The organism is Streptomyces sp. NPDC044063, from assembly GCF_056434285.1.
Genome location: NZ_JBWKFM010000004.1, coordinates 232,313 through 258,103, shown reverse-complemented (window position 1 = coordinate 258,103; position 25,791 = coordinate 232,313). Strand labels below are relative to the sequence as shown.

At 72.5% G+C, this 25,791-nt stretch carries 20 protein-coding genes; 12 read left to right on the top strand and 8 right to left on the bottom strand.

Going from position 1 to position 25,791, the window contains the following annotated elements; translation table 11 throughout:
• Nucleotides 1–38: 38 nt before the first annotated feature.
• The 3 genes from AC07BS_RS07935 to AC07BS_RS07925 all read left to right on the top strand — a co-directional run bounded on the left by AC07BS_RS07935 (nt 39) and on the right by AC07BS_RS07925 (nt 3,494).
• Nucleotides 39–773, top strand: a complete 735-nt coding sequence (locus tag AC07BS_RS07935) for a hypothetical protein (RefSeq protein ID WP_478930907.1) — start codon at nt 39–41, stop codon at nt 771–773.
• A 104-nt stretch (nt 774–877) separates the two neighbouring features.
• Nucleotides 878–2,431, top strand: coding sequence for a hypothetical protein (locus AC07BS_RS07930; protein ID WP_478930905.1), 1,554 nt, complete (start codon nt 878–880; stop codon nt 2,429–2,431).
• A gap of 205 nt (nt 2,432–2,636) precedes the next feature.
• Entirely contained in the window at nt 2,637–3,494 is an 858-nt protein-coding gene (locus AC07BS_RS07925; protein ID WP_478930903.1) for an SAM-dependent methyltransferase, read from the top strand.
• A 12-nt stretch (nt 3,495–3,506) separates the two neighbouring features.
• Here AC07BS_RS07925 and AC07BS_RS07920 read toward each other — a convergent pair whose 3' ends face one another.
• On the bottom strand, nt 3,507–4,379 hold the full coding sequence (locus tag AC07BS_RS07920) for a hypothetical protein (protein ID WP_478644043.1): 873 nt from the start codon (nt 4,377–4,379) through the stop codon (nt 3,507–3,509).
• On the bottom strand, nt 4,372–5,022 hold the full coding sequence (locus AC07BS_RS07915) for a hypothetical protein (RefSeq protein ID WP_478644044.1): 651 nt from the start codon (nt 5,020–5,022) through the stop codon (nt 4,372–4,374). The genes AC07BS_RS07920 and AC07BS_RS07915 overlap by 8 nt, the downstream gene beginning before the upstream one ends.
• Before the next feature lie 323 nt (nt 5,023–5,345).
• Here AC07BS_RS07915 and AC07BS_RS07910 point away from each other — a divergent pair, with 323 nt between their 5' ends.
• Nucleotides 5,346–6,005, top strand: coding sequence for a 50S ribosomal protein L25/general stress protein Ctc (locus tag AC07BS_RS07910; protein ID WP_478930901.1), 660 nt, complete (start codon nt 5,346–5,348; stop codon nt 6,003–6,005).
• Nucleotides 6,006–6,021: 16 nt separating this feature from the next.
• Here AC07BS_RS07910 and AC07BS_RS07905 read toward each other — a convergent pair whose 3' ends face one another.
• Nucleotides 6,022–6,345, bottom strand: coding sequence for a DUF6087 family protein (locus AC07BS_RS07905; RefSeq protein ID WP_478644047.1), 324 nt, complete (start codon nt 6,343–6,345; stop codon nt 6,022–6,024).
• Nucleotides 6,346–6,450: 105 nt separating this feature from the next.
• On the bottom strand, nt 6,451–7,860 hold the full coding sequence (locus tag AC07BS_RS07900; protein ID WP_478930898.1) for an erythromycin esterase family protein: 1,410 nt from the start codon (nt 7,858–7,860) through the stop codon (nt 6,451–6,453).
• A gap of 201 nt (nt 7,861–8,061) precedes the next feature.
• Between AC07BS_RS07900 and gad the strand changes: the two genes are divergently transcribed.
• Nucleotides 8,062–9,477, top strand: a complete 1,416-nt coding sequence (gad, locus tag AC07BS_RS07895) for a glutamate decarboxylase (RefSeq protein ID WP_478930896.1) — start codon at nt 8,062–8,064, stop codon at nt 9,475–9,477.
• Nucleotides 9,478–9,544: 67 nt separating this feature from the next.
• Nucleotides 9,545–10,153, top strand: a complete 609-nt coding sequence (locus tag AC07BS_RS07890) for an RDD family protein (RefSeq protein ID WP_478930894.1) — start codon at nt 9,545–9,547, stop codon at nt 10,151–10,153.
• A gap of 13 nt (nt 10,154–10,166) precedes the next feature.
• Here the strand turns inward: AC07BS_RS07890 and AC07BS_RS07885 are convergent, their stop codons facing one another.
• Nucleotides 10,167–11,060, bottom strand: coding sequence for a universal stress protein (locus AC07BS_RS07885; RefSeq protein ID WP_478930892.1), 894 nt, complete (start codon nt 11,058–11,060; stop codon nt 10,167–10,169).
• 416 nt (nt 11,061–11,476) lie between these two features.
• Between AC07BS_RS07885 and AC07BS_RS07880 the strand changes: the two genes are divergently transcribed.
• The 4 genes from AC07BS_RS07880 to AC07BS_RS07865 all read left to right on the top strand — a co-directional run bounded on the left by AC07BS_RS07880 (nt 11,477) and on the right by AC07BS_RS07865 (nt 15,133).
• Nucleotides 11,477–12,499 (top strand): zinc-dependent alcohol dehydrogenase family protein, encoded by a 1,023-nt coding sequence (locus AC07BS_RS07880; protein WP_478644056.1) that lies wholly within the window; start codon nt 11,477–11,479, stop codon nt 12,497–12,499.
• A 48-nt stretch (nt 12,500–12,547) separates the two neighbouring features.
• Nucleotides 12,548–13,471, top strand: coding sequence for an ABC transporter ATP-binding protein (locus AC07BS_RS07875; protein WP_478644058.1), 924 nt, complete (start codon nt 12,548–12,550; stop codon nt 13,469–13,471).
• Complete coding sequence (locus tag AC07BS_RS07870; protein ID WP_478644059.1) at nt 13,468–14,301, top strand: ABC transporter permease subunit; 834 nt, start codon at nt 13,468–13,470, stop codon at nt 14,299–14,301. The genes AC07BS_RS07875 and AC07BS_RS07870 overlap by 4 nt, the downstream gene beginning before the upstream one ends.
• 124 nt (nt 14,302–14,425) lie before the next feature.
• Nucleotides 14,426–15,133 carry a response regulator gene (locus tag AC07BS_RS07865; RefSeq protein ID WP_478930889.1) on the top strand — a complete coding sequence of 236 codons (708 nt, stop codon included), beginning with the start codon at nt 14,426–14,428 and terminating at the stop codon, nt 15,131–15,133.
• Here AC07BS_RS07865 and AC07BS_RS07860 read toward each other — a convergent pair.
• The gene (locus tag AC07BS_RS07860; protein WP_478644064.1) at nt 15,109–15,549 is read right to left on the bottom strand and encodes a MarR family winged helix-turn-helix transcriptional regulator; all 441 of its coding nucleotides are present in this window, start codon (nt 15,547–15,549) and stop codon (nt 15,109–15,111) included. The genes AC07BS_RS07865 and AC07BS_RS07860 overlap by 25 nt on opposite strands.
• A gap of 161 nt (nt 15,550–15,710) precedes the next feature.
• Between AC07BS_RS07860 and AC07BS_RS07855 the strand changes: the two genes are divergently transcribed.
• Together AC07BS_RS07855 and AC07BS_RS07850 are read left to right on the top strand one after the other, a co-directional pair.
• Nucleotides 15,711–16,730 carry a YhgE/Pip domain-containing protein gene (locus tag AC07BS_RS07855; protein WP_478930887.1) on the top strand — a complete coding sequence of 340 codons (1,020 nt, stop codon included), beginning with the start codon at nt 15,711–15,713 and terminating at the stop codon, nt 16,728–16,730.
• Nucleotides 16,731–16,958: 228 nt separating this feature from the next.
• Nucleotides 16,959–18,077, top strand: a complete 1,119-nt coding sequence (locus AC07BS_RS07850) for a helix-turn-helix domain-containing protein (RefSeq protein WP_478644068.1) — start codon at nt 16,959–16,961, stop codon at nt 18,075–18,077.
• A 26-nt stretch (nt 18,078–18,103) separates the two neighbouring features.
• Here AC07BS_RS07850 and AC07BS_RS07845 read toward each other — a convergent pair whose 3' ends face one another.
• Both AC07BS_RS07845 and AC07BS_RS07840 read right to left on the bottom strand, forming a co-directional pair.
• Nucleotides 18,104–18,718: a DUF6928 family protein gene (locus tag AC07BS_RS07845; protein WP_478930885.1), complete on the bottom strand. Its 615-nt coding sequence runs from the start codon at nt 18,716–18,718 to the stop codon at nt 18,104–18,106.
• Between the two features lie 43 nt (nt 18,719–18,761).
• Nucleotides 18,762–25,739 (bottom strand): polymorphic toxin-type HINT domain-containing protein, encoded by a 6,978-nt coding sequence (locus AC07BS_RS07840; protein WP_478930883.1) that lies wholly within the window; start codon nt 25,737–25,739, stop codon nt 18,762–18,764.
• Nucleotides 25,740–25,791 lie beyond the last annotated feature (52 nt).

Genomic DNA, 25,791 nt, shown 5'->3' with positions numbered 1-25,791 from the left:
TGATCGTGAAGATCCCCCCGCTCGAAGGAGTAGGTCCCATGAGTACCTCCCGAAGATCCGGTCTCCTCGCCTCCGGGCTCGCCTGCGGCGCGCTCGTCCTGGGGCTGACCGGACCCGTCGTCGCGGCCGGCGCGGTCTCCCCCGCGCCCGGCCCGGCGAGCGCCCGCGTCGCCGAGCGCCCACCCACGGCCGCCGCGGTGCGCGAGGCCTCCGCCAAGGGCGTCAAGGCCATCGACGAGAACCTCATCACCCGGCAGGCGAACTCGACCGCGGCGGCCTGCCGGGCCGAGACGGCCCCCGACGCGCGGCGGCGGAGCTACTGCGCGACCGTCGGCGGCCACCTGGAGGACCTCGGCCGGGCCCGCGCCGGCCTGTCCCGGCAGGCCGGCGCCGAGCGGCCTGACCTCGACGCCGTCTCCACCTCGACGCTCGACGCGGTCGGGGCCATGGCCCGCCTCGCCAAGGACCGCGCGGACCACGACGACGACCACGGCCGGGAGCACGGCCGCGGCCACGGGCACGACTACGGTCACGGTCACGACTACGGTCACGACCACGAGCACGGTCACGACCACGAGCACGGCCACGGCCACGAGGGCGGCTGGCACGACCACGACGGCCGGGGCCACGAGCACCACGAGCACCACAACGGCGCCGGCGGACTGCTCGGTTCCGTGACAAACCTGCTCGGCGGACTCGTCAACACCGTCGGCAGCGTGGTCGGAGGCCTCGGCAACCTGGTGGGCGACCTGCTCGGATCGCTGCTGGGCTGACCGCGCGCCACGAGCGGCCGGGCGTTCGGCCGGCCGCCCCGCCCGCGTCGCGCGCCGGCCGCGGACGGCGGATCGTGGCCCCATGAGGCCGGCATGAGGTTCGCATGAGATCGGCACCCCTCGCTCCCGGCCCGGCGGCCGGCCGGGAGCGCGGCACGGTGGCCGGCCGGGGCGCGGGCGCGGCGGCGGCAGCCCTGCCCTGGCCGGCCGTCGTCGCCGTCGCGTTCACCCTCGCCCAGCTGGTCCTCGTCGTGCCCGGCGTCGGCCTCGGCTGGGACGAGACCGTGTACGTCAGCCAGGTCTCGCGGCAGGCCCCGGCCGCCTTCTTCAGCGCGCCCCGGGCCCGGGGCATCACTCTGCTCGTGGCCCCCGTCACCGTGCTGACCGGCTCGGTCACCGCCCTGCGGATCTGGCTCGCCGTGCTGTCGGGCCTGGGGCTCCTGCTCTCCCTGCGCGTCTGGCGCACGCTGTTCGGGCCGCCGGTGCTCGCGACCGCCGGCGCGCTCTTCGGCGGACTGTGGATCACCCTCTTCTACGGTCCCCTGGCCATGCCCAACCTCTGGGTGGCCTTCGGCGCCCTGACGGCCACGGGCTGCTTCCTGCGGGCCGTGCGCGACCCCGGCGACCGCCACGCCCCGGCCGGCCTGGCGGTCGCGGTCGCGTTCACCGCCCTCATGCGCCCGGCCGACGCGGTCGCCCTGGTCGTGGCGCTGACCGCGACGGCCGTGTGCGTACGGTCCTGGCGGCGGCCCGTCGTGTTCGCCGCCCTGGCCGCCGGCCTGGCGGCGGGCGGCTGCGGGTGGGCGATCGAGGCGTACGCGCGCTACGGCGGCCTCGCGGCCCGGCTGCACCGGGCGGCCGAGATCCAGGGCGGCATGGGCGCCCACCTCGCCCTGGACGACCACGTCCGCGCCCTGGAGGGCCGCTCCCTGTGCCGGCCCTGCGACGTGCCGTGGCGTCATCCCGTCACGGCCGCCTGGTGGTTCGCGCTGCCGGTCCTGGCGGCCGGCGGGCTGGTGGCGGCGGCCCGCGCCCGCCGGCTCGGCCTCGTGCTGGTGCCCGCGCTCGCCGGGCCGGTCACGGCGGTCCCGTACCAGCTGATCGACTACGCGGCGCCCCGGTTCCTGCTCCCCGCCTACGCGCTGCTGTCGCTGCCCGTGGCGGTGTGCCTGGCCGCGCTGGTCACGGCCCCGCGCCGGCCGTGGCCGCGCGCGGCGGTCGCGGCGGCGCTCGCGGGCGGGCTGCTCGCGCACTCCGCGATCCAGTACCGGGTCCTGGAGCGGGCCGTCGCCCGCAGCGGTGCCGCCCACGCCGCCCTCGACCGCGTCGCCGCCGCGCTGCGCCGGCAGGGGGTGCGGCCGCCGTGCGTCGTCACCGGGACCGAGGCGGTGCGCGTCGCCTTCCGGGCGGGCTGCTCGTCGCGGCAGACGAGCGGGCACGACGGCAGCATCACCGTGCCGGAGCTCGTCCGGACCGCCCGGAGCCGGCCGGTGGCGGTGCTGGTCGAGGACGGCCGGGCCGTGCCCGGATACGCCCGCGGCTGGCGGGCGGCGACGCTGCCGCCGCTGCCGGGCACGGGCGGCGGGCTGCGGGTCCTCCTCTCGCCGGCGCCCGGGGAAGCAGCCCACTGGCCGGCGCCCGGGGAAGCAGCCCACTGACTGCCCACCGCATCCCCGCCGGGTCCCCGCGGAGGGGCGGCCGGGCGGGGCGTGGGGGCGTACGGCACGGGCGGCCGAATGCACCGGGTACGCCTGTTCGCCCCGGAGTGCGCCTCCCGGCGGCGCGCCGTCGTGGTGTCCAGTAGAGGTGGTACCGGGGCGAAAGCGGAAATCCACCATCAAGTCAGAGAAAGCGAACAGTGGCATGGAGATCCCCCGGAAGGAACAGAGCCTCCCCCACGCCCGCCGCCGGCACGCCGTCCCCTGGTGGAAGCCGGCCCGGGCCGGCCGGGCCGATGTGCTCCTCGGCGACGCGGGCGACCTCTACCACCACCACTACGGCCTCGGCCCCTACGACCCGTCCGTGCTCGACGGCCCGCCCGGGACCCGCGACGACCGCGTCCTCGACGAACTCCACCGGCTGGAGACCGCCCAGGCCACGGCCCTGCTCGACCGGATCGGCGACGTCGGGCCCGAGGACCGGCTGCTGGACGTCGGCCCGGGGCGCGGCTGCACGGCCTTCCTGGCCCACGAGCGGTTCGGCTGCCGCGTCGACGGGGTGTCGCTCTCCGACCGCTGGGTCGACGTCGCCAACCACCGGGCACGGGAGCGGGGTTGCCGGTCCCAGGTGTGCTTCCACCACCGCAACATGCTGGACACCGGCTTCCCCGACGGCCGCTACCGGGCCGTGTGGACCAACGAGACCACCATGTACGTCGACCTCGCCGCGCTCTTCCGGGAGTTCACCCGTCTGCTGCCGCTCGGCGGGCGCTATGTGTGCGTCACCGGCTGCGCCAACGACGCCCTCGGCCGGCGCTCGCCGGCCGTGGCCCGTATCGACCGGCACTACCTCTGCGGCGTCCACGCGCGCGGCGACTACTTCCGGGCGCTGGCGGCCCACGGGCTCGCGCCCGTGGAGGTCGCCGACCTGACGGCCGCGGCGATGCCCTACTGGGAGCTGCGCGCCCGCTCGCCCCTGCGCACCGGGATCGAGGAGGCGTTCCTCGCCGCGTACGCCGAGGGCGGCCTCCAGTACCTGCTCATCGCCGCGGACCGGGTGTGAGGCGGCCCCCGCTCACCAGGGGCCGAAGGGGATCAGGTCGGGGCCGACGGCGTGCCAGTCGTCGCCGCCCTCCGCGACGCGGTGGAAGAGGTGGCCGCAGTACCAGACGACGAGGTCCTGGCCGTTGACGTCCTCCCCGCCGAGGTACGCGCCCAGGCCGTCGTCGCCGGCGGTGCCCTGCCGGCCGTAGCGGTCCTCGGTGCCGCGGTAGCGCAGCAGCCACAGATCGGAGGCGGAGAAGGCGTCGGCCGTACCGTCGCCCGCGCCCGGCAGGAGGTGGTAGCCGCGGCCGCTGTCCACGTCGAGCACGGCCCAGCTGCGCCGGGAGGGCGGGTTCTTCACCCGGTTGGTCTCGGTGCCGAACGGGTGCCAGCCGGCGCCCCAGCCCTCGTCGCCGGTGTACGTGTTGTACTCCAGCAGCAGATCGCGGCGGGAGCCGTCGATGTCGAAGTCGAGCCGCCAGTAGGAGTGGTGGCGGTGGTCGTAGGGGCACTGGATGCCGGCGCTGAAGAGCCGCGGCATCACCACGCCGTTCTCCCAGAAGACCCAGCGGTGCGTCAGCCGGTAGGCGCTGATGACGTGGTACGACTCCACACTCACCGCCCGCAGTCCGCCGCTGGTGTAGGAGTAGACGCACACGCGGCTGTTCGGACAGCGGCTGGTGGGGCGGGAGTTGTCGTAGTTGAGGGGGTCCTTGTACGGGCCGCACGGGCCGCTGTACTGCACCCGCAGCGACGGCAGACTGGCCTTGGCGAAGACCTGATGGCCCCGGTAGGCGGCGCCCAGGATGACGATGCCCTCCTCGTCGGGGGCGTCCGCGAGCCGCCAGTCGAAGGTCCACAGCGGCGCGTCGGCCGGCCAGGAGACCCGCCCGGACTCACTCATCGCGCTTCCCCTCTCCGCCCAGGACCCGCTCCTCGCCGAGGTCGACGACCATCCGCACCACGGGCATCCGGCTGCCGGGCGGGCCGAGGCCCACATAGGCCCGGCGGCGGCCGTGGTGCTCGTCGCCCTCACGGACGTCGCTGGTGAGCAGCACCATCGGCACCCAGTCGGCCGGCGCTTCCCGGGCGGCCGGGTGGTGCGCCCGGGCGATCGCGACGGCCCGCTCGGCCTCGGCCGCGGACAGCGGGGGCCCGCCCTGGCTCTCCGCCACGTCCGTGACGCGCGGCTCGGGGCCGTCCTCGACGGTGACCTCCAGCGCGCGCCCGGTGGTGCGGTCGTGGACGAGGACCAGCAGCGCGGGCGTCGTCCGGTCCCTGTCGTCGGCGAGGCGGCTCGCGCCGAGGAGATCGCAGGGGTGGCCGTCGAGCACGGCCCGGACCCGCTCGTCGGCGAGCACGACGGGGGCCGCGCGCTCCAGCAGCTCCCGGCCGGAGGGGACGGGCACGGGCTCCCAGGGCACGGCGTGCGCGGGGCCGGGCGGGGCGGGGGGCCCGGGGATGTCGTTGATCGGGGGTTCGACGACGGCGGGGAACTCGCCGAGTCCGGGGCGTTCCGGCGGCGGTCCGAGGCGGATGTCCGGCAAGGTGCCCCCTCATCTCTCCTGGCGCGTGGGGCGCGCCCCGGATGGCTTCCCGCCGCCCGTGGGACCTGCACCCGCCGCGCCCGCCGGCCGGAAGCACGGCGGCCGGGGCACGCTCCGGCGCGTGTCCCCCGCGCGCGGGCGGCCTGCCATGAGCGTCGCGCCGACGCGTTTCCGGTCGGCGGGAGCCGGTGGGAAACGCAGGGGAAAGGGGCCGGGGAATTACGGCGACACCCGGCGATGGGCCGAACGGAGTAAGGGCGAACCGTCCGGCTTCTCCGGCTGGTTACACTCGCGGCGTCGCCTGCCTACGAGGAGTGCCCGTCATGGCCGAGGTAAAGCTGAGCGCCAGTAAGCGTACGGACTTCGGCAAGGGTGCCGCCCGGCGCACCCGCCGCGAGAACAGGGTTCCCGCCGTCATCTACGGCCACGGCGCCGACCCGAAGCACGTGGCGCTGGACGGGCACGCCCTGATGATGGCGCTCAAGACGCCGAACGTCCTCATTCGCCTGGACATCGAAGGAAAAGGCGAACTGGTCCTTCCCAAAGCGGTCCAGCGGGACCCGCTCAAGGGATTTCTCGTCCATGTGGATTTCCTCGCCGTGAAACGGGGCGAGAAAGTCACCGTGGACGTCCCCGTGCACACCGAGGGCGAACTCGCGCCGGGCGGAAACCTCCTGGAGCACATGCTCGACGCGCTGCCCGTGGAGGCGGAGGCGACCCACATCCCGGAGGGGTTCACCGTCTCCATCGAGGGTCTGGAGGCCGGCCACTGTGTCCGCGCCGAGGACGTGGAGCTGCCGCGCGGCTGCACCCTGGCGGTCGACGGCAGCACGGCCCTCCTCCAGGTGGTCGCCGCGCAGACCGAGCCGGTGGCGGAGGAAGAGGTCGAGGAGGCGGAGGAGGGCGCCGCGGCGCCTCCCGCCGAGGGCGAGGCCGAGGCCACCGGCGAGGCGGCGCCCGCCGAGGAGGGCGCCGGGGGCTGAGCCGCCCCCGGTCCGCTCAGTCCTCCCGGCGCTCCGTGCCCGAGTGCCTGCGGTGCCGTCCCGTCCCGGGGTCCGGGGCGGGACGGTCCCATTCCGCCGGCCGCTCGCCGGAGGCACCTGACGGGCCGATGATCTCCCTGGCGGCGGCCAGATCGTCCACGACCGCCACCGGCCGCCACGCGTAGCCGTCCCAGCGCACGATCAGGCGCGGCGCGTCCGGGCGCACATGGGCGCCGCGGTGGGGGCCCGGGCCCAGCGTGATGGCCCGCAGCCGGCCCACCTTGCGCTCCCGGTCCGCCTCGCGCCGGCGCGCCCAGTGCTCCAGGGATTCATCGTTCATCACGCCAGCATGGACCAGCGTTCCCCGCCCTCGCCAGCATCGGCCAAGGCTGTGCGGGAGGGCGGGGGTTGTGGTAGAGGCGGTTGTGGTGGGAGGGCGGTGCCGTCAGCCGGTCGTGCCGGGCAGCAGCCGGGCCGCGCCGATCCGGTGGAGGTGGATCAGGATGTCGTACGACGGGGCGAGCGCGGTCCGGTACAGCGGCACGGGGTAGGCGGTGCCGATGTTGCGGGTGGGCCGGGCGACGTTCAGCCAGGCACGGGCCTCGGCGGGGGCGGTGCGCATGTCGAGCATGTAGTCGCGGTAGGGCACCCGGTCGAGGGTGTGCTCGTTGCTGCCGGGTTCGGCGGGGCCGACCGTGCAGACCTCCACCTTCGACTCCTCCGGGTCGGTCGTCGCGTTGAACGAGCCCGCGCCGAACGTCGTCCGGACGCTGACGTAGCCCTTGCCGAGCCGGTCCCGCAGGAAGGCGCCCTGCATCCGGGGGTACTGGGCGGGGCTGTCGCTCGTGTACGCCACGTGCGCGTTGTGCGCGGAGAGCAGGATCTTGCCGCCCGTGTGCCGCTGCCACCAGGCGACGTTGGCGGCCATCTGCTCGTCGCGGTAGCGCATCGCCCGCGCGATGTCGGCGTCGTCGTTCAGGTCGAACGCGTACTCGGTGGCGACCTGGGCGATGTTCCGGGCGTGCTGCACGACGAGGTCGTACTCCGCCCGGTCCCCGTCCGGCCGCCGCGCGCCGAGCAGGTCGAGCGCCCGGCGGGCCCGGTCGGCCATGTCCTTCCGCTCGGCCAGGGGCTTGGCGAGGTAGCGGCGCATGTGCTCCCCGACGCCGGTGCCGTCCGCCGGGCGCTGGCCGCGGTAGAGCGCGGCGAAGCGGTCGCGGAGGTCGGGGTGGTGCCGGTCCACGTAGCGGGTGACGGCGTCGAAGGGCTGGGGCCCGGCGTAGCCGATGTCGTCGCCCACGAACTGGACCTTCCGCGCGTGGCGCGTGTTGTACTCCCGCATCCAGGCGATGAGGTCGCGGTACTCGGCGGTGTTCCAGAAGCCGTAGTCGCGCTGGAACTCCTCCTTCATGATCTGCCCGAGGTCGCCCTCGCCGTGCAGGACGTAGTCGTTGAGCCGGACTCCGGTGCTCCACGGCGCCTCCAGCGCGAAGGCGGTGAACCCCTTCTCCTCGACGAGGTAGCGCAGCACGCGGTGCTTGGTGGTGAAGAACTCGTGCGAGCTGTGGGTCGCCTCGCCCAGCCCGACGACCACGGCGTCCCCGACCATGCGGCCCAGCGGCCGCAGGTCCCGCCGGTCGCCCACGGGTTCGGTGGTACGCAGGGGGTGGGCGGCGCGGGTGAGGGCCGGTACGGGGTCGCCGCCGGCGGTCCCGCCGCCGGCCGGGAGCGCCGCGGCGGGCTGTGCGACGGCGGCCGCGGACGTCCCCGCGCACAGCAGCAGGGCGATCAGCGGGGCCGCCGCCCGGCGGCCCCGGGTGCGCCGGGGTGTCCTGGTCCGTTCGGTGAGTGCCATGCCGTTCATGCTTCCGGCCGGGCGGCCGGGACCGCCATCCGGCGGTCCTCAGTCCGGGGGTGGGGCGGGCCCCACCCCCGGACACCGGCGTGTTCGGCGGCTGCCGCCGAGCCCTTTCGGTCACAGTGGGGACAGGAGTACGCGGGAGCGCGGCCGGCCGGGACGGCCCCGTCCCGGGAACGGCCGAGGAGGTACGGGCGGATGCCGCTGCACCGGGGCGAACACGAACGGGCGGGCGGGCGCGGCTACGCCCTCAACCCCTTCTACGGCGAGGCCGACCCCGTGGCCGACATGACGGCCGAGCCGCCGCGCCACTGCCTGCCGGACGGACCGATGCCGCCGCACGCCGCCTACCAGTTCGTCCACGACGAGCTGATGCTGGACGGCAACTCCCGGCTCAACCTGGCCACGTTCGTCACCACCTGGATGGAGCCCCAGGCGGACGTGCTGCTGGCCGAGTGCCGCGACAAGAACATGATCGACAAGGACGAGTACCCGCGCACGGCCGAGCTGGAGCAGCGCTGCGTGGCGATGCTCGCCGACCTGTGGCACGCCCCCGACCCGGCCGCCGCCGTCGGCTGCTCCACCACCGGTTCGAGCGAGGCGTGCATGCTCGCCGGGCTCGCCCTCAAGCGCCGCTGGGCCCTCGCCAACGCCGACCGCTACCCGTCGGCCGGCGCCCGCCCCAACCTGGTGATGGGCAGCAACGTCCAGGTCTGCTGGGACAAATTCTGCAACTTCTGGGAGGTCGAGGCGCGCCAGGTCCCCATGGAGGGCGACCGCTACCACCTCGACCCGCGGGCGGCCGCCGAACAGTGCGACGCCGACACCATCGGCGTCGTCGGCGTCCTCGGCTCCACCTTCGACGGCTCCTACGAGCCGGTGGCCGAACTCTGCGCGGCCCTCGACGACCTCCAGGAGCGCACGGGCCTGGACGTCCCCGTCCATGTGGACGGCGCGTCCGGGGCGCTGGTCGCGCCCTTCCTGGACGAGGACCTGGTGTGGGACTTCCGGCTCCCGCGCGTGGCCTCCATCAACACCTCCGGGCACAAGTACGGCCTGGTCTACCCCGGGGTGGGCTGGGCGCTCTGGCGGGACCGGGCGGCGCTGCCGGAGGAGCTCGTCTTCCGTGTCAACTACCTGGGCGGCGACATGCCGACGTTCGCCCTGAACTTCTCGCGCCCCGGCGCCCAGGTCGCCGCGCAGTACTACACCTTCCTGCGCCTGGGCCGCGACGGCTTCCGCGCCGTGCAGCGCAACGCCCGCGAGGTGGCCCGCTCGCTCGCCCGCCGCATCGGCGACCTGCCGGAGTTCCGCCTCCTGACGCGGGGGGACGAGCTGCCGGTGTTCGCCTTCACCACGGCGGAGGACGTGACGGACTTCGACGTGTTCGACGTCTCCCGGCACCTGCGCGAGCGCGGCTGGCTCGTACCGGCCTACACGTTCCCGCCGAACCGTCAGGACCTGTCGGTCCTGCGGATCGTCTGCCGCAACGGTTTCTCCCACGACCTGGCCGACCTGCTGATGGACGACCTCGTGGCCGTCCTTCCGGAACTCCACGCCCAGCCGGCCCCGCTGTCCCGCCCGGAACGCCTGACGACGGCGTTCCACCACTAGGGTTCGATACCGGTCATATATCAACCTGTGCATCAGCTGTCACACGAATACAGCAAGATGACACCCCGTGATCGATCCTCAGCACCACCAGGCTCCACAGCAGCCATATCCGCCGCAACAGCCGTACGCGCCCCAGCAGCCGTACGCTCCGCAGCACCCTTACCAGCAGCAGCCGTATCAGCAGCCCTACCAGCAGCAGGGAGACCCGTACCAGCAGCAGCACCCGTACGCCCACCCCCACCCCCAGCAGCCCTTCCCGCCGGCTCCCCACGTCCCCCGCGAGGTCGGGGACATGCGCCGTTGGCTCTCCTCCTTCATCGACGGCATGATCACCTTCTTCGGCGGGTTCGGCATCGCCGTACGGCTCTCGGAGGGCCAGAGCACCGGCACCTACTGGACCTGGGCCGCCATCGGGTTCTTCGGCATCTCCTTCGTCCACCACGTGCTGGGAGCCGTGCTGTTCCGCACCACGGTGGGCAAGTTCCTGTGCATGATCCGCGTGGTGCGCGCCGACGACGCGGGCCGCCCGCGCTTCTGGCGGGCCGTGCAGCGCTGGCTCCTGGGCCTGACATGGCTCCCGATGCAGCCGATCCTGTCCATCTTCGGCGACGACGGCGACCCGTACGAGGACGGCTGCGGGCTGCGCTACGTCCACAGCGGGGACCTGCGGCGCTGAGGCCCGTCCGGCGTCAGTCGTGCGGCACCACCGCGACCGGGCACGGGGCGTGGTGGACGCAGGCCTGGGCGACCCCGTTCAGCCGGGGCGTGAGGGCCGGGCGGTCCCGGCGCCGGCCGACGACGAGCAGGTCGGCGCCCCGCGCCGCGCGGACGACGGCCTTCGCCGGGCTCTCCAGCGCGACGACGTCGATCACGGTCACGTCCGGGCGCCGCTCGCGCCAGGGGCGCAGGGCCTCCCTGACCTCCAGCTCCACGTGTTCCGTGATCTCCTGGGCGACGTCCGGGTCGACGCCCCAGGGCGCGTACGCCTGGACGGGCAGCGGGCGGCCGTGCAGCACGCGCAGCGGCACCCCGCGCGCCGCCGCGGCGGTGAAGGCGAAGTCCAGGAGGTCGTGCGCCGGGCGGTGCGTCCCCAGGCCCAGCACGACCTCGCCCTCGCCCTCGTCGTGGGCGGGGCCGGGGCCGGGCGCGGGGGCCTCGGGGGACATCCCGGCCCGTACGAGCACCACCGGGCACGCGGCCCGGCCGGCGACATGGAGGGCCACGTCGCCCAGGAAGAAGCTCTCCAGGCGGTCCAGGCCGCGCGAGCCCAGCACCACCTCCGCCGATTCCGACGCCGCCGTCAGCAGGGCGGCGGCGGGTTCGTCGGCGACGATGTCCTCGGTGACGGACAGGCCGGGGAAGCGCGCGCCGACCGCGTCGTGCGCGGCGCGCACGACGCGTTTCGCCCAGTAGTCGCGGTCCCGCTCCGGCGGGACGTCCGCGGGCTCGGGGGCGTGGAGGATCCAGGCGTGGAGCAGCCGCAGGCGCAGCCCGCGCCGGGCCGCGTCCGCCGCCGCCCACTCGGCGGCTGCCAGGCTCTCGGGTGATCCGTCGAGTCCTGCGGTGATGGGTGCGGGCTCCATCGCGACCGCCTCCGTCGCCCGTGCCGGTCCTGTTCCGGGCCGGTCCTGTCTCCAGTGTCCCGCCGGGCCGCCGGGGCGGGGTCGGCGTTCCGGATCCGGCGGCCCCGGCGGGAGCCCGGCGCGGGGGACGGGCGCGGGACGGATGTCCGACCGGGCTGTGCCCAGTCTCGCCGCGCGGCGGCGGCCCGCGCGGGGGCCGGACGGGGCCGCGCACGGGGACACGCGGCCCCTTTCCGGTGGCCCGGAGCGCCCCGGTCCGCCCGGTCCGCCCGGTCCGCATGGTGTACCCGGTGTACGCGGCGTGTCCCGCCGTGCGCCGTTCCCGCACGTCCCGGGCGTACCGGCCGGCTCCCCCGCCCCGCGCGTTGCCGGGCCCGCGTCCCCGGCGCACGGTGGAGGGAGCGGAGGTGAGCGCGATGACCACGCACGAGGCGGGACGGGCCTGGGTGGTCGACCATCCGGCTCCGGCCGCGGAGCGTCCGCTGCGCCGGGTGCGCCGCGCCCCGCCCGACCCGGGCCCGGCCGAGCTGCTGCTCGAGGTGGGCGCCTGCGGGGTGTGCCGGACGGATCTGCACCTCGCGGAGGGCGACCTGCCACCGCACCTGCCCGGGTGCACGCCGGGGCACGAGATCGTGGGCCGGGTGCTGGCCGCCGGGCCGGAGGTCCGGGGCTTCGCGCCCGGTGACCGGGCCGGCGCCGCCTGGCTCGCGGGCACCTGCGGTACCTGCCGCTTCTGCCTGGCCGGCCGGGAGAACCTCTGCCCCGCCTCCCGCTACACCGGCTGGGACCTCCACGGTGGCTACGCCGACCACGCCGTCGTCGACGCCCGCTTCGCCTATCGCCTCCCGGAGGGGCCTCCCGACGAGGAGCTGGCTCCCCTGCTGTGCGCGGGCATCATCGGCTACCGCGCGCTGGAGCGGGCCGCACTGCCGCCCGGCGGCCGGCTCGGCCTCTACGGCTTCGGCGCCTCCGCCCATCTGACCGCCCAGCTGGCGAGGGCCCGCGGCGCCACGGTCCATGTGCTGACGCGCGGCGAGCGTGCCCGGCGCCTCGCCCTCGAACTCGGCGCGGCCTCGGCGGGCGACGCGCGCGACCCGCCGCCCGAACCCCTCGACGCGGCCATCCTCTTCGCCCCGGCCGGCGACCTCGTACCGGTGGCCCTCGCGGCGCTCGACCGCGGCGGCACGCTCGCCGTGGCCGGGATCCACCTCAGCGACATCCCGGCCCTGGAGTACGGGCGGCACCTGTTCCAGGAACGCACGCTGCGCAGCGTCACCGCCAACACGCGGGCGGACGGCCGCGCCTATCTCGCCGAGACGGCGCGCCACCCGCCGGTCGTGCGCGTCCGCCCGTACCGGATGAGCCGGGCCGACGAGGCCCTCGCGGATCTGGCGGCGGGCCGGGTCACGGGCGTGGCGGTGCTGGTGGCGGACCACTGAAGGGCCGTCGCGGGCCGGGCGGCCGGCCACCGGGGAAGGAGGTACCGGATGCGCCAGGACGGGCCCGCCATCGAGATCGTCGCGCTGACCAAGCGCTACGGCCGCACGGTGGGCGTACAGGGGCTCGGCCTCACGGTGGACGCCGGGGAGGTCTTCGGCTTCCTGGGGCCGAACGGGGCGGGCAAGACCACGACGCTGCGCTGCCTGGTGGGGCTGCTGAGGCCCACCGAGGGACGGGTGCGCCTGCTGGGGCTCGACCCGGTCGCCGACCACCGCGCGCTCGCCCCCGCGCTGGGCTATCTGCCGGGCGAGCTCCGGCTGTACCCCGAGCTCACCGGCGCCCGCACGCTGGACCTGCTGGCCCGGCTGGGCCGCGCCCCCACCCCGCGCCGGGCGGAACTCTGCGCCCGTCTGGGCCTGTCGGACGGCGACCTCGGCCGGACGGTGGCGGAGTACTCGCACGGCACGAAGCAGAAGCTCGGCCTGGTCCAGGCGCTGCAGCACGACCCGGAGCTGGTGGTGCTGGACGAGCCGACCGAGGGCCTGGACCCTCTGGTGCAGGAGACGTTCTACGAGCTGCTGGCCGAGGCGGCCGCGGCCGGGCGCACCGTGCTGCTCTCCAGTCACGTCCTGCCCGAGGTCCAGCGCAGCTGCGGGCGGGTGGCCATCGTGCGCGAGGGGCGGCTGGTGACCGTACGGTCGGTGGCGGCGCTGCGCGAGGCCCGGGCACGCACGGTGCGGCTGTCGTTCGCCGACGGCCGGGGGGCGCGGCCGCTGCCCGGGGCCGGGCGCTGGGCCGCGCGCTGGGAGGGCGACCGGGTGGAGCTGGTGATCCCGCCGGACGAGCTGGTGGTGGCGCTGCGGGCCCTGCTGGCCCTGCCGGTGGCGGACCTGACGGTCGAGGAGGCGGGGCTGGACGCGGCGTTCCTGGAGCTGTACCGGGCGGCGCCGGACGGGGAGGTGCCGCGGTGAACGGGGACCCCGGGGCCGTGCTCCCGCTGTTCCGGCTGGCGCTGGTGCGGCGGAGGCGGATGCTGGTGTCCCTGCTGCTCGGCATCGTCGTCTTCGAGGCCCTCATCGTCGTCATCGCGAACACGGTGTCGCCCACGACGCTCCTCGTGATCGACGGGCGGCAGCCGCCGGCGGTCTTCCGGGCGTTCAGCGGCACCAGCGGGGACGTGCCGATCGCCAGCTATCCCGGCCTGCTGGGGGCGGGCCTGATCCATCCGTTCTGGATCGCGCTCCAGCTCACCGCGATCGGTTCGCTGGCCGCGGCGGCGGTGGCCGCCGACGTCGAGTCGGGCACGATCGAGCTGCTGATGGTCCGTCCGCTGTCGCGGGCCAGGCTGCTGGCCGAGCGGACGGCGGCGCTGCTCGTGGTGTCGGTGCTGCTGAACGTCGCGGCGACGCTGACGGTGGCCACCGGGGTGGTGCTCGCGCCACGGCTGCGCGAGGCGGTGCCGCTGGGCGGGGTGTTCGCCGCCGGGCTGCTGGGCTGGGCGTTCGCGCTGTGCGTGACGGGGCCGGCGCTGGCCGTCTCCGCGGCGGTGCGGCGCCGGTCCCGGGTCGTGGGGGCGACGATCGGGATCGGGGCGGTGGGGTTCGCGGTGAACTTCGTCGCCCTGGCCTGGTCCCGGGCCGCTCCGCTGCGCTACGCCAGCCCGTTCCACTACTACGCGCCGGGGGACGCCCTGGCGCACGGCGCGGTCCCGTGGGGGGCGTTCGCCGTGCTGACCGGGGTCGGGGTGCTGGGCATCGCCCTGGCGTTCGCGCTGCTGGCGCGCCGGGACCTGGCGCCGTGAGGGCGGCACGGCCCGGGAACCGGGACATCGGGGCCGTTCGGCCCATGGCGCGCGCCGCCCTTCCGGTCCATGATCGAATCAGCGTGGCAAGGCGTGCGCGCGGACCGACGGCAGGGAGCGGGTAGTGGAGCAGTCAAGGACGTTCTCCCAGGAACGGCCGATCCGGGTGTTCCTGCTGGACGACCACGAGGTCGTACGGCGGGGCGTCCACGACCTGCTGGACGGCGAGGAGGACATCACCGTCGTCGGTGAGGCCGGGAACATCGTCCACGCCCTGGTCCGGGGCCCCGCCCTGCGGCCCGACGTGGCCGTGCTGGACGTCCGGCTGCCCGACGGCGACGGCATCACGGTCTGCCGGGAGCTGCGCTCGCGGATGCCGGGCCTGGCGTGCCTGATGCTCACGTCCTTCGACGACGACGACGCCCTGCTGGACGCCATCATGGCGGGCGCGGCCGGGTACGTCCTCAAGCAGATCAAGGGCTCGGACCTGGTGGCCGCGATCCGTACGGTCGCCGCCAGCCAGTCGATGCTCGACCCGGCGACCACCACACGCCTGATGAACAGCCTGCGCGGCGGCGAGACCGCGGAGGAGGAGGCGTCCGGGCCGGAGGACGAGCGGCTGGCCGGGCTCTCCCCGCGCGAGCGCGACGTGCTCGCCCTCATCGGGGACGGGCTCACCAACCGTCAGATCGCCCAGCGGCTGTTCCTGTCCGAGAAGACGGTCAAGAACCACATCTCGCGGCTGCTCGCGAAGCTCGGCGTCGAGCGACGCATCCAGGCGGCCGTGCTGGCCACCCACGCGGGTGGTCAGCGGCCGTCGTCCGGCGCGTAGCCGGCGTTGTAGCGCAGGAGGTAGCCGGCGAAGCGGGCGAGGTCGTCCTCGTCCCAGCCGGCGAGACGCTCCCGGAAGGCCGCCAGGCGGCTGGCGGCCACCTGGGCGAGGGTGTCGGCACCGGCGTCGGTGAGGTGCAGCACCTGTACGCGCTGGTCGTCGGGGTCGACGCGGCGCTCGACGAGCCCGAGCCGCTCCAGGGTGGCGATCTGCCGGCTCACCGTCGACTTGTCGAGCAGGTAGTGCGCCGCGAGGTCCGTCGCGCGGCAGCCCCGCCGGTCCTCCAGGTGGGCGAGCAGGGTGAACGAGACGAGCGAGAGCTCGGGGTGGAGGCGCGCGGCCGCCGCCCGCGCACGGCGGGCGAAGGCGGTCAGCTCGCGCTGGATGGTCCGCACTGAGGCGTCACGGGACGGCACGGGGTTTCCTTTCGGCCATGTAGTTGTATATTACAACCTGAAGCATGAGTTGTATTTACCAACTATCTGGAACGATCCCGACGCGACCGATCGCGAAGCAACCGATCCCGAAGCGTCCGATCCCGAAGCGTCCGATCCCGAAGCATCCGAGGAAGCCGCCCATGAGACCCACCCCCGGTGGCGCACTGCGACACGTCCTGACCCATCTGCTCACCCCCCTGCTGATGTGCGTCGGGATGGGCCTCGCCTACCTGGGCGCCTTCGCCCACCCCTCCCCGCACGAGCTGCCGGTCGCGGTCGTCGGGGAGAGCGCCGGGGCGAGGGTGCTGGCGCAGACCATCGACGACAAGGCCGACGGCCGCCTCGCCGTACGGACCGTCGCCGACCGCGCCGAGGCCGTCCGCCGCCTCCGCGACCAGGACGTCTTCGGCGCGTACGTCCCCGACCGGCACCACCCCGAGCTGCTCGTCGCCTCGGCCGGCTCCGACACCACCGCCGTGGCCGTGCAGAAGGCCTTCGCGCCCGTCGCCGCCCGGCAGGGGGCGCCCCTGAAGGTCACCGACGTCGTCCCGCCCGCCGAGGGCGACCCGACGGGGCAGGGCGTCTTCTTCCTGCTGGTCGCGCTCAGCATCGGCTCGTACGCGTCGGTGGCCGTCATCGGCGGCGCGGGCGGGGCCCTGCCGATGCGGCTGCGCGCCGCGCTCGCCGCGGGCACCTCGCTGGTGGTCGCCGCCATCGGCACCGTCCTCGCCGGACCCGTCTTCCACCTCGTGGACCACGGCCTGTGGGGCGTGGCGGGCCTGGCCTGGCTGTACTCGGCGGGCATCCTGCTCGCCGGCGTCGGCCTCCACACCTTCCTGAAGCGCTGGACCACGCTCGGGATGATGGTGCTGTTCGTCATGCTGAACTTCACCAGCGCGGGCGGCGTCTACCGGCCCGAGCTCCAGAACGGCTTCTTCGCCGCGCTGCACTCCTTCTGGAACGGCGCCGGATTCGTCGAGGGCGTCCGCTCCCTCGTCTACTTCGGGCATACGGGGCTGGGCGGCCATGTGGCCACCCTCGCGATGTGGCTGACCGCCGGCGCGGCCCTCGTAGCGGCCGCGTGGGCCTCCGAACGGCGCTCCGCGCCCCCGGCCCCGGACCCGGCCGAGGAGGAGATGGAGGAGGCCGTCGGGGTCTGATCCGGCCGCGTCCGGGCCGCCGCCTCCCCTCCTCATGGCGGCGGCCCGGACACCGGACCACTGGACGGGCGAGGCGGACCGCTCCGCACACCGCGCCCGGGCATCCCCCCGGATCAGGCCCGGACGAGCTGATCACCCGTCTCCCTCACTGTCCACGGGAGCGCCGCCGCCCGGTAGTGGCATCCCTAGTGGCATTCGGCGGGCGATTTCCGGGAGAAGATGGTCTGTGTGGCAATTGGTGACGTCGTCAGGGAGCTGCGGAGCGCGCGTGGGTGGAGCCAGGGCCGACTGGCATCCGAGATCAACGAAGCGTTCGCGACCAGCCTGACCCGGGAGTACGTGAGCGGCTGGGAGCGCGGCAAGGTCCGCCCCGGACCGTTCTATCTGCGCTGCCTGGCGGCGGTGCTGGACGTGCCCGAGGCGGTGCTGGAAGGGGAGAACGCCCCCCGCGACCCGGCGGGCCCCGGCCTGCCCAGCGGTGTCGCCGCCGCGTCCGTCGCCCCGCAGCTGGCGGCGGACCTGCTCGGCGTGGGCTTCGCCACCCGCCTGCGGGGCGGCCCGTCGCGCGACGAGTGGGAGGAGAAGCTGGCCTCCTACGGCGCCGACTACATGTCCCTGGGCGCGGCCGAGCTCCAGCGGCGCGTGGCGCGCGACCTGATGGTCGTCCAGCAGCAGCTCGACGACGACCGCATGTGGTCGGTGGCGGCCCGGCTGATGACGCTGTACGCCACCACCTTCACCTGGCCCGACCAGGCCAAGTCCGTCGCCTGGTTCCGCATGGCCGCCGAGGCCGCGGACCGCTCGGACGACCTCCGCACCCGCGTATGGGTCCGCGGCCGGGCCGCCCTGACGCTCGGCTACGGCGGCAAGTCCCTGGGCTACGCCGACGTCCTGGCCGACCAGGCCATGGCCCTCAGCGACAAACCGACCGCCGGCCTGCTCAACGCCACCCTCGGCAAGGCCTACGCCCTCGCCCTGCGCGGCGACAAGGCCACCGCCCTCGACCTCGCCGACCGCGCCCGCCAGGTCTTCGACGCCTCCGGCCCCAGCACCCAGCTCAGCGACTACGCGGTGACCCACTGGCGGCTGAACGGCTTCCTCTCCCTGCTCTCCGCCCGCCTCGGCGACGAGGCCCAGGCCATACGCTCCCAGGAGGAGGCCCGCAGCGAACTCCCCGCGAGCCTCCCCCGCTTCGCGACCCACCTCGACATGCACACGGCCCTGATGCTCACCCGCTCCGGCGACAAGGCCGCCGGCCACGCCCACGCCCGAGCCACCCTGGCCGCCCTCCCCACCGAGAAGCACTGCGGGACACTGCGGATGCTCCTGGACGAGATAGAGGGCTGAGGCGCATAGCGAAGACGTTCAGGAGCTCATGCCCTTCTTCGGAATGCAGGGATTTCAATCTCTTCAGGATCGAGGCAATCCTCGTCCTCCTCCCCTTCGAGGACGAAGCCAAAAAAGCTTCTGAGCGCCTCATTCCCAAGGTCAATCGGGTGGAAAGGTAGAGCATACATGGGCTCATGCACGACCGATCTCTCTCCCTCCCAGAAGGGAGCTTCGAAGGAAAGACGCTCACCCACGTCTTCAAGCACGCCGCAATCCGGTCTCACGCTCAGCGATCGAACCAGCTCACCCTTCGACCACACAGCCAGTGCAGCCCAGTCTTCGGCGCTGTCCATAAAGACTCCGCAAGCCATGCCGTCAATCGCCAACCGAGAAATGAGCTCGGTCAAATCACTTGGGCGATCTTGCGCAAGCTCACGAGAACACAGGATATCGACACCAGCGAGGTGTGCCGCACACACTGCACCCACTTCTGGATAGATCGCCTGATCCAGAGCCAGTGTTCCCACCTCATGCACTGGAGCCCCAAGCAACTCTTCAGCAAGGACCTGAGACTTGGATCGCTCGATCTTCAGATCTCCACGCAACGCGCTTCGTGGCCACGCATGAGAAATCGTCAGAATAGCCGACTTAGACCCCAATTAAAAGCACCTCCAAGTCATTTGACTGAGCGAACCTCGGATCCTACGGATTACAAGCAGGGCAACGCCATAGATCCACTTCCACCTTCATGGTGACCGTTGAACCCTTCTGGAGGCCAGGAACCCTGCTCGTATTCAGAACTGCACCACCATGACCGAGTTCGGAATACCCCAAACTTTGATTATCAGTCAAGGATGCACCCTTCCCAGTCTTCACTTCAACCGCAACCCAGTTCCCTGAGGGGTCTCGCGCAACGAAATCCGCGCGAAACACTTTACCCTTGCTGTTCTTGAACCTCACCTCACTCGTAATATCGCGGTATCCTCCCTTTTGAAGTCTCTGAAGCGTAGCCGCCTCACCTAGAGCACCGTGCGGCAGGCCATCAACCGGGCAATTACCGGCATTGTGAACAAGGACCGGATCAGTCCCCGCCAGCACATGGTATGTATGGACCCCACTGACCGTCAGGTCATGCGTGCGCTGCTGCTTGGCGAAGTGGCGGACCGACTTCACCAGCCGGGGTTCGCCATCCGGGCCGCGCAAATGGGCGCCCGGGCGCAGCTTCCCCGCGTCTACCCACTTTTCCCCGTCGGTCTCCCAGAACGGATGGGTGTCCGTGGCGATGATGCTCGCCACGCCGCGGTCCGTCTCGACCGTCAGGTCGGTGAAGTTCTTGTCGTGCTCCGTGTCGAAGGTGGCGACGACCTCTCGTGCGGTCGTCTCCCCCGTCTCGGGGTCCGTCGCCAGGACCTTGTCACCCGTCCCGACATCCTCGATCGGCTTGCTGCTGCCGTCCTCCAACAGGACTTCCGTGCCGGGTATGAAGCTGTGGCACGCGCCGCTTCCACCGCGGCCTCCTGACCGCCCCCCGCCGCCGCGGGCACCGCGGAGGCCGGCGTGGCCGCCGCCCATCCCGTTCTCGAGTTGCATCACCGCCGCGGCCGCGAAGGCCTCCATGGGCGTGCTCACGCTGTCCGGGCAGTCGACGTCCCGGCAGGCGATGTAGGCGAAGAACTTCAACCGGTTCAGCGCCGATCGCGCCTGGCTCTCGTAGCCGGAGTAGATCACATCGCTCAGGCAGTTGATCGACTCGCCGTGGCAGAAGGAGGCCACTTCCCGGTAGAAGGCCTTTTCGAACTGCTCCTTTTCCTCCCAGTGGGCCGGCACCTCGATGCCCGCGTAGATGACCTCGTTGCCGCGGCTGGCCGCGTCCTCCCAGTAGTTGTAGACCGGGCCTTCGTAGTCGTCGTAGTCGTAGTCGTCGTACTCCGCCTCGCCCCAGAGCACGTTGGCCGTGGAACCGCAGCCGTACGGGCAGCCTCCTGTACTGGGCGAGTATCCGTAGCACTTGCCGAGCGTTCCGCAGCCCTCGGGGATCAGGCCGGTCGGGTCGGACAGGGTGGCCGGGTTGTTGTTGGCATAGGTGTAGCCGTGGTTCTGCTGGGGGTCCGCCAGGTCCAGCAGCGGGTCGACGCTGATGAACCGGCCGATCGACGGGTCGTATTCACGGGCCCCGAGGTGCGTCAGGCCCGTCGTCGCGTCGTTCGTTCCGCCGACAAAACCCTTCGTGCCGGGCCAGTTCTTCGGTTGCTCCCCTCGTGGGGTGCCGAAGGGAGTGGTACGACGATGCGTCGCTGTCGCCGACTTCGAGTCGACGGCCAGCTGGCCCGTACCGACCTGGTCCGCGATGACGAAGGACGCGTTGCCGTCGTCGCTCTGGACCGCCTGGACCCCGCTGCCGAGGTCGATGTAGCGGGTGGCCTTCGGGGTGGTGGACCCCTTGGCGAGGGTGATCTCGGTGGGGCCGAGGTAGAGGGTGGTCTCGGTGCCGGTCCGGCCGATCAGCCGCTGGCCCTCGGCGTCGTACAGGTAGGACGTCGTCCCGGCGGGCTTGTCGTCCTTCATCTGGGTCACCTTGGCCAGATGGCCTTCGGCGTCCCACTCGAGCGCCTGCGTGTCCCCGCCCAGGACGCGGGTGGCCGTGTTGCCGACCGGGTCGTAGGCGTAGGAGTCCTTGGCCGTGCCCGTCGGACCGCTGGTGTTCACGGCGGACAGGGCGTGCGGCTGGGAACCACCCGCCGCCGGGTAGGTGTAGGTGCGCTTGACGTCCTTGCCGCTGTCACCGCCGGAGTCGTGCCGGGTCTCGGTGAGGCGGTTGCCCGTCTTGTCGTAGGTGTAGGAGTTCCAGTACGGGGCGGGGCCGCCGGTCAGGTTCGCCGCCGGCGTCGCGGCGCACGTCGGCGTGGACTGCGTCCACTCGTCCGTGACGCGGCGCAGATAGTCGTAGGTGAAGCACTGGGTGTCGGTGCCGCCTGCCGCGGCATCGGATATCGCCCGGATGTTGCCCGTCTCGTCGTAGGTGTACGTCGCGGCCTTGTCGACGGCAGGGGCGTTCTCACGGTCGACCCGTGTGCCGGACAGGCGCTGGGTTCCCCATTCGTAACCGTTGGTGATCTGTGTGAACCTGCCGTCGCCCGTCAGCTTCGCCTGGAGAGGCTTCCCGGTGAGGCCGTAGCTGGTGATCGCCGCCTTCAGGCCGCCCGTTCCCGAGATTTCCGTGGGGCGCAGGAGGGCGTCGTAGGTGTAGAGGACGCCACCGCCGGCAAGTGCGCCCGCCTTCGGCAGGAATGTGCTCTGGACGCTGCCCGACGGGTTGTAGTTGGTTCCGAACCGGTACGTGCCGGCCAGCGCGCCTTCGTTCCCGGGGATGACGACGGCCGAACGCGTGGCCCGGTAGAGCGCGTCGTACTCGTCCACGCGGCTGACGTAGGCATTGCCGTCGACGTAGCGCGTGGCGGAGGCCAGCTGGCCCTTGCCACCCGCCACCGTGTCGTAGGTCCACTCGGCGAGCTTGGTCCCGCTGGGGGAACCTTCGCGGAGTTCCGTCCTGCGGCCGACGTTGTCGTACGAGTAGGCGAGCGTATTCCTGGTCTTTCGCGCGTCGGTGACGCTGATGAGCTGGCCGCGGTCGTCGTAGGTGCTGGTGCTGGTGCCCCTGTCCGGGTCGTCCGCGGAGATCTGGTGGCCGAACTGGTCGTAGGTGTACGACCAGCTGTTGCCCGCCGGGTCCGTGTACCGGGAGAGCTTGCCCTGCGGGCTGTACGCGTAGCGGGCGACGTCGGCATCGGCGTCCGGGCGTCGTTCGTGCAGTTGGCGAAGCTCGGTGGTCCTGCCGCGTGCGTCGACGACCGTGGTCGTCGCGGTGGATCCCACGGGTGGGATCACCGTCGTCCGGTCTCCGCCGTACAGGGTGCGGGTGACGGCGAGGGGCTTGCCCGCGTCGCTGTTCCCGGCGACCTGCCTGGTCTCCGTGACGCGACCGAGCCCGTCGTAGGTGTTCCAGGTCTGGGACTCCACCTTCAGGGCGTTGTCCGGGCCGAAGAGGCCGATACCGGGTGCACCCAAGGCGTAGTACGGGGCGAAGGACTTCGCGACGAGGCCACGCTCGTCGTAGAAGGTGTCGGTGATCAGCCGTCCACGGTCGGGGCCCGGTGCCTGGATCTGACGGGGGCGCTGGAATCCGTCGTAGAGCGTGTACGAGGTCAGCTGGCCGTAGCTGTCGTTCAGCTTCCGGGTGGCGACCGCGACAGGTTTCCCGTCCGTGATGGAGTAGGCGAACTCCAGGCTCGGCGGGCCGAAGGAGGACTGCGGCCTGTTCGGCAGCCACACCTTGATGGAGCGGCCGAGTGCGTCGTAGGCGATGTCGGTGCGCCGGTTGTTGGCGTCCGTCTTTCTGAGGACCTGGCCGCGCAGCGGGTCGAAAGCGGTCGTGCTGGTCCAGGCTGTCGACGCGTCACCGGCCTTGACGGGAGGTGTTGTGGTGGTGACGGTGGTGGCGAATCCTGTGGCAGGCGCGTAGGCGGTCCTCGTGGTACGCCCGTCGGTGCGCCTGGTCGTGGACGCCTGTCGTCCCGAGCTGTCGAAGACGACCTCGGCGGTGAGGTCGGTGCTGGTCAGCTCGCGCGCGTAGTCGTCGTAGGTCTTGCCGGACTCGAGGTAGGTCGCCCGGCTGTTGTCGTCCTTCTTGAGTGTGGCGACGCCGGTGGCATCGCCCTTGGTGGGCCGATCCCCGTAGCCGCCGCCGTCATAGGCGGTGCGGACGTCGGACACGACGTCCTTGGTCCGGTCGACGGAGGAGGTGGCACAGGAAGTCGCCGTCGTCACCACACGCGAACGCAAGGTGAGGATGTTGGCATCGGTGTTGTCGTTGTACGTGGTCCGGGTGCACTGGTCATCGGCAGGAGTGGAAAGGTCACCGAAGTCGTCGGCCTCGACGGGCCGCCCGGCAACGGTGTCGTACTTCGTGGCCGCGGACGTCTGGCGCCACTTCTTCCCGCCCCCGTCGTCGAGGGAGGTGAAGGTCCGTGCCGATTCGATGCCGGTGAGGTTCGCGGTGACGTCTCCCCAGGAGCGTTCGCTCTTGGCGGTCTCGTGGTGCCAGGGCCGGCTGACGGACTTGGCGAGCAGCTTGCCGCCGGGGCCGGAGTAGCTCTCGGTCCTGTAGGTGAATCCCGCCGCCGACGGGTGATCGGTGATCGCGTCGCCCTCGTCCTTGCCCAGAGCGACGCTCACCTCCTTCTTGCCGCCGTCGGAACCCTTCCTGTCACCGTCCATGCCTCGCAGGAAGTACGTGTCCTGCTGGCTCTTCATGCCGTCCGCGCCCTGACCGCCCGTGCGGACGCGCACGTGACCATAGCCACGCCACTGCGACCAGGACTTGAACTTCTCCTTGGTCAGCCCGTTGTCGTCGTCGTAGTGCCAGGCAGCATCGTCCAGATAGTCGTAGCGGGTCACCTGATCCGGGGCCCCGCCCGTGCGGTCGGTCGCCGTCACGGCGTCCACGACGTACTTGTTGAACCACTGCTGGGTCGGGTCGTCGCTGCTGCTCCCGCCCACGAACTGCGGGAAGCAGCGCGTCGTGTTGCTCTCCGGCTTCGGCGGTTTCGCCCAGTCGCAGGTGGGCTGGGAGTAGGTGACGTCGGTCTGGCCGCCGGTCTCGTCGGTGACGGTGGACAGGCGCTCCTTGATGAAGGGGGCCTTGCCGTCACCGGTCTTGTCCAGGCGGTTGGCGCGCTGCGTATAGACGAACGTGGTCGGCGGAAGGGTGATGGCGGGGCTGGCGGTGTGCCCGGTGTGCTGGATGGAGTCCAGCAACAGCTGGTAGTCGGTGTCGGCCATGCCCCAGCGGTGGCCCAGCTTCCAGGAGTCGACGGGCGCGTAGCCGCCGTCGGCCCGCAGGACGCTGGTGGTGATGTCCGTCAGGCGCTTGCGGGTCCAGAACGAGGGCGACAGGCGTCCCTTGTCGCACTCCGTCCCGGCCTTGCAGTTCATGTCCCAGGGCGTGTCGTACCAGTACTGCTTCTTGTCGTCGATCGTGTCCTCGGCGCAGGTGACCTTGTCCTTGTCCTGCGGAAGGCATCGCTCGGCGTTGCCGAAGTCGACCTTGGCCAGCGGCTTGGCGTACAGGTCCGTGGACCGGAGGCCGTACTCGATGCGCTTGAGGTAGCCGCCTCGCACATACGGCGTGTCGTCCTTGGACTCCAGGTCACGGCCGTAGGAGTTGGTCTCCTTGCCGTAGTAGTAGCCGACGGCGTTGCCGTGCCGGTCGACGGCGTAGTCGAGGTTCCACCGCCAGGCCTGCTGGCACCACGAGTCCTTGAATCCGTCCTTGTGGCAGGGCTCGCCGGAGTTGTTGCCGTAGACGGGGACGGTCCACGTCGAGTCGGTGGTGTCCTTGCCCTTCGCCCAGCCGCCGAGCTTGTGGTAGCCGAAGTAGTACTGCGTACCCTCCGGGGTGGTCACGCGCCAGTACTCGTTGTCGTTGTCGCCGTTGTCGCGTTCGGTCCCCGTGAGGCGGGCGATCCTGGTGCCGTCGTCGTTCTTCAGCTTCCACTGGTCGCCGCCGGCCGGGACGAGCTCGCCGGCCTTGCCGTTGAACGAGATGGTGGCGTTGTCGTAGGCCCAGCACAGGTCGCCGGGCTTGTTGCCGTCGGCGTGCTTCTCGTCGTCCTCGGAGCAGGGTTTGTAGCGGCGTTCGATGAAGCCGGGCCACATCTCGAACCCGTCACCGACCCACGAGGACTGGTTGTTGGTGTTGCCGGTCCGGCCGTCGATCGAGGCGGAGGAGTACCCCAGGCCGACCTGGGGCTTGAGACCGCCGGGAACCTCGGGCACCGGAATGTCGTACGACCAGGTGAAGGCGCCGCTGTTCAGATCGGTCTTCCACGTCGATGACGGGGACAGCGGTGTCGCCTTGTAGTCCCCCGTCTCTCCCCCGGCCTCGGGAGCCGCGGCCAGGACCGTTCTCGCGCCCACTCGCAGGCCCACTCGCTCGGCGGTGAGGGTCCGCTTCTCCGTGTCGTTGACGGTGGCGAGCGGTCTGGCCGTCCGGCAGCCGGTCCTGTCCGGAGTCGTGAGGGCGCACTCGGGGAGTTCCATCAGGCGCAGCCGGGACGCGTAGCCGCCCCCGTACGCCTGGGCGAAGCCGGAGTAGTCGAGGCGGACACCGGTGGAGGCGGGTGCCTGGGCCTTGAGGCCTGCCTTGGGCGCTCGGGACGTCTCGACGACGATCAGCGGGCCGCGCACTCCCGCCCGTTCGCTCGCCCTGCGGTCGGCGATCCGCACCTCGGCCTTTCCCGTGGCCGGAGCGGCCGCCAGCCCCTTCGCGTTCTTGTCGCGGGAGCCGGGCAGGAAACTCAGCGGCAGGTCACCGGCCTTCACGGCTCCTCCGCCGCCCTTGGCCGTCCCGGACAGGTCGACCACGGTCTTCCCGTCCTTGGGCCATGCCGCCCTCGGCTTTCCCCGTGGCACCCTGGGGGCGGGGTCGGTCTTGCGCGGCTTGCCCCAGGCCACCTTGCCGGCCACGGGCTTCCCCGGAGACGGTGCCCCGGGCAGGGCGTGGCCCTTGGCCATGGCCGGCAGGGCCACGCCCTGCAACAGCGACGCCACCAGAGCCGTGGGCACGGCCAGTGCCAGGCTCCTGCGCCACCGAGCCCTGTGGGCATGGGTTGTGCGCTTCATTCCTCGTCATCCCTCGCTGAATAGCTGAGTCGGCACGGCGCGACGCGCGACC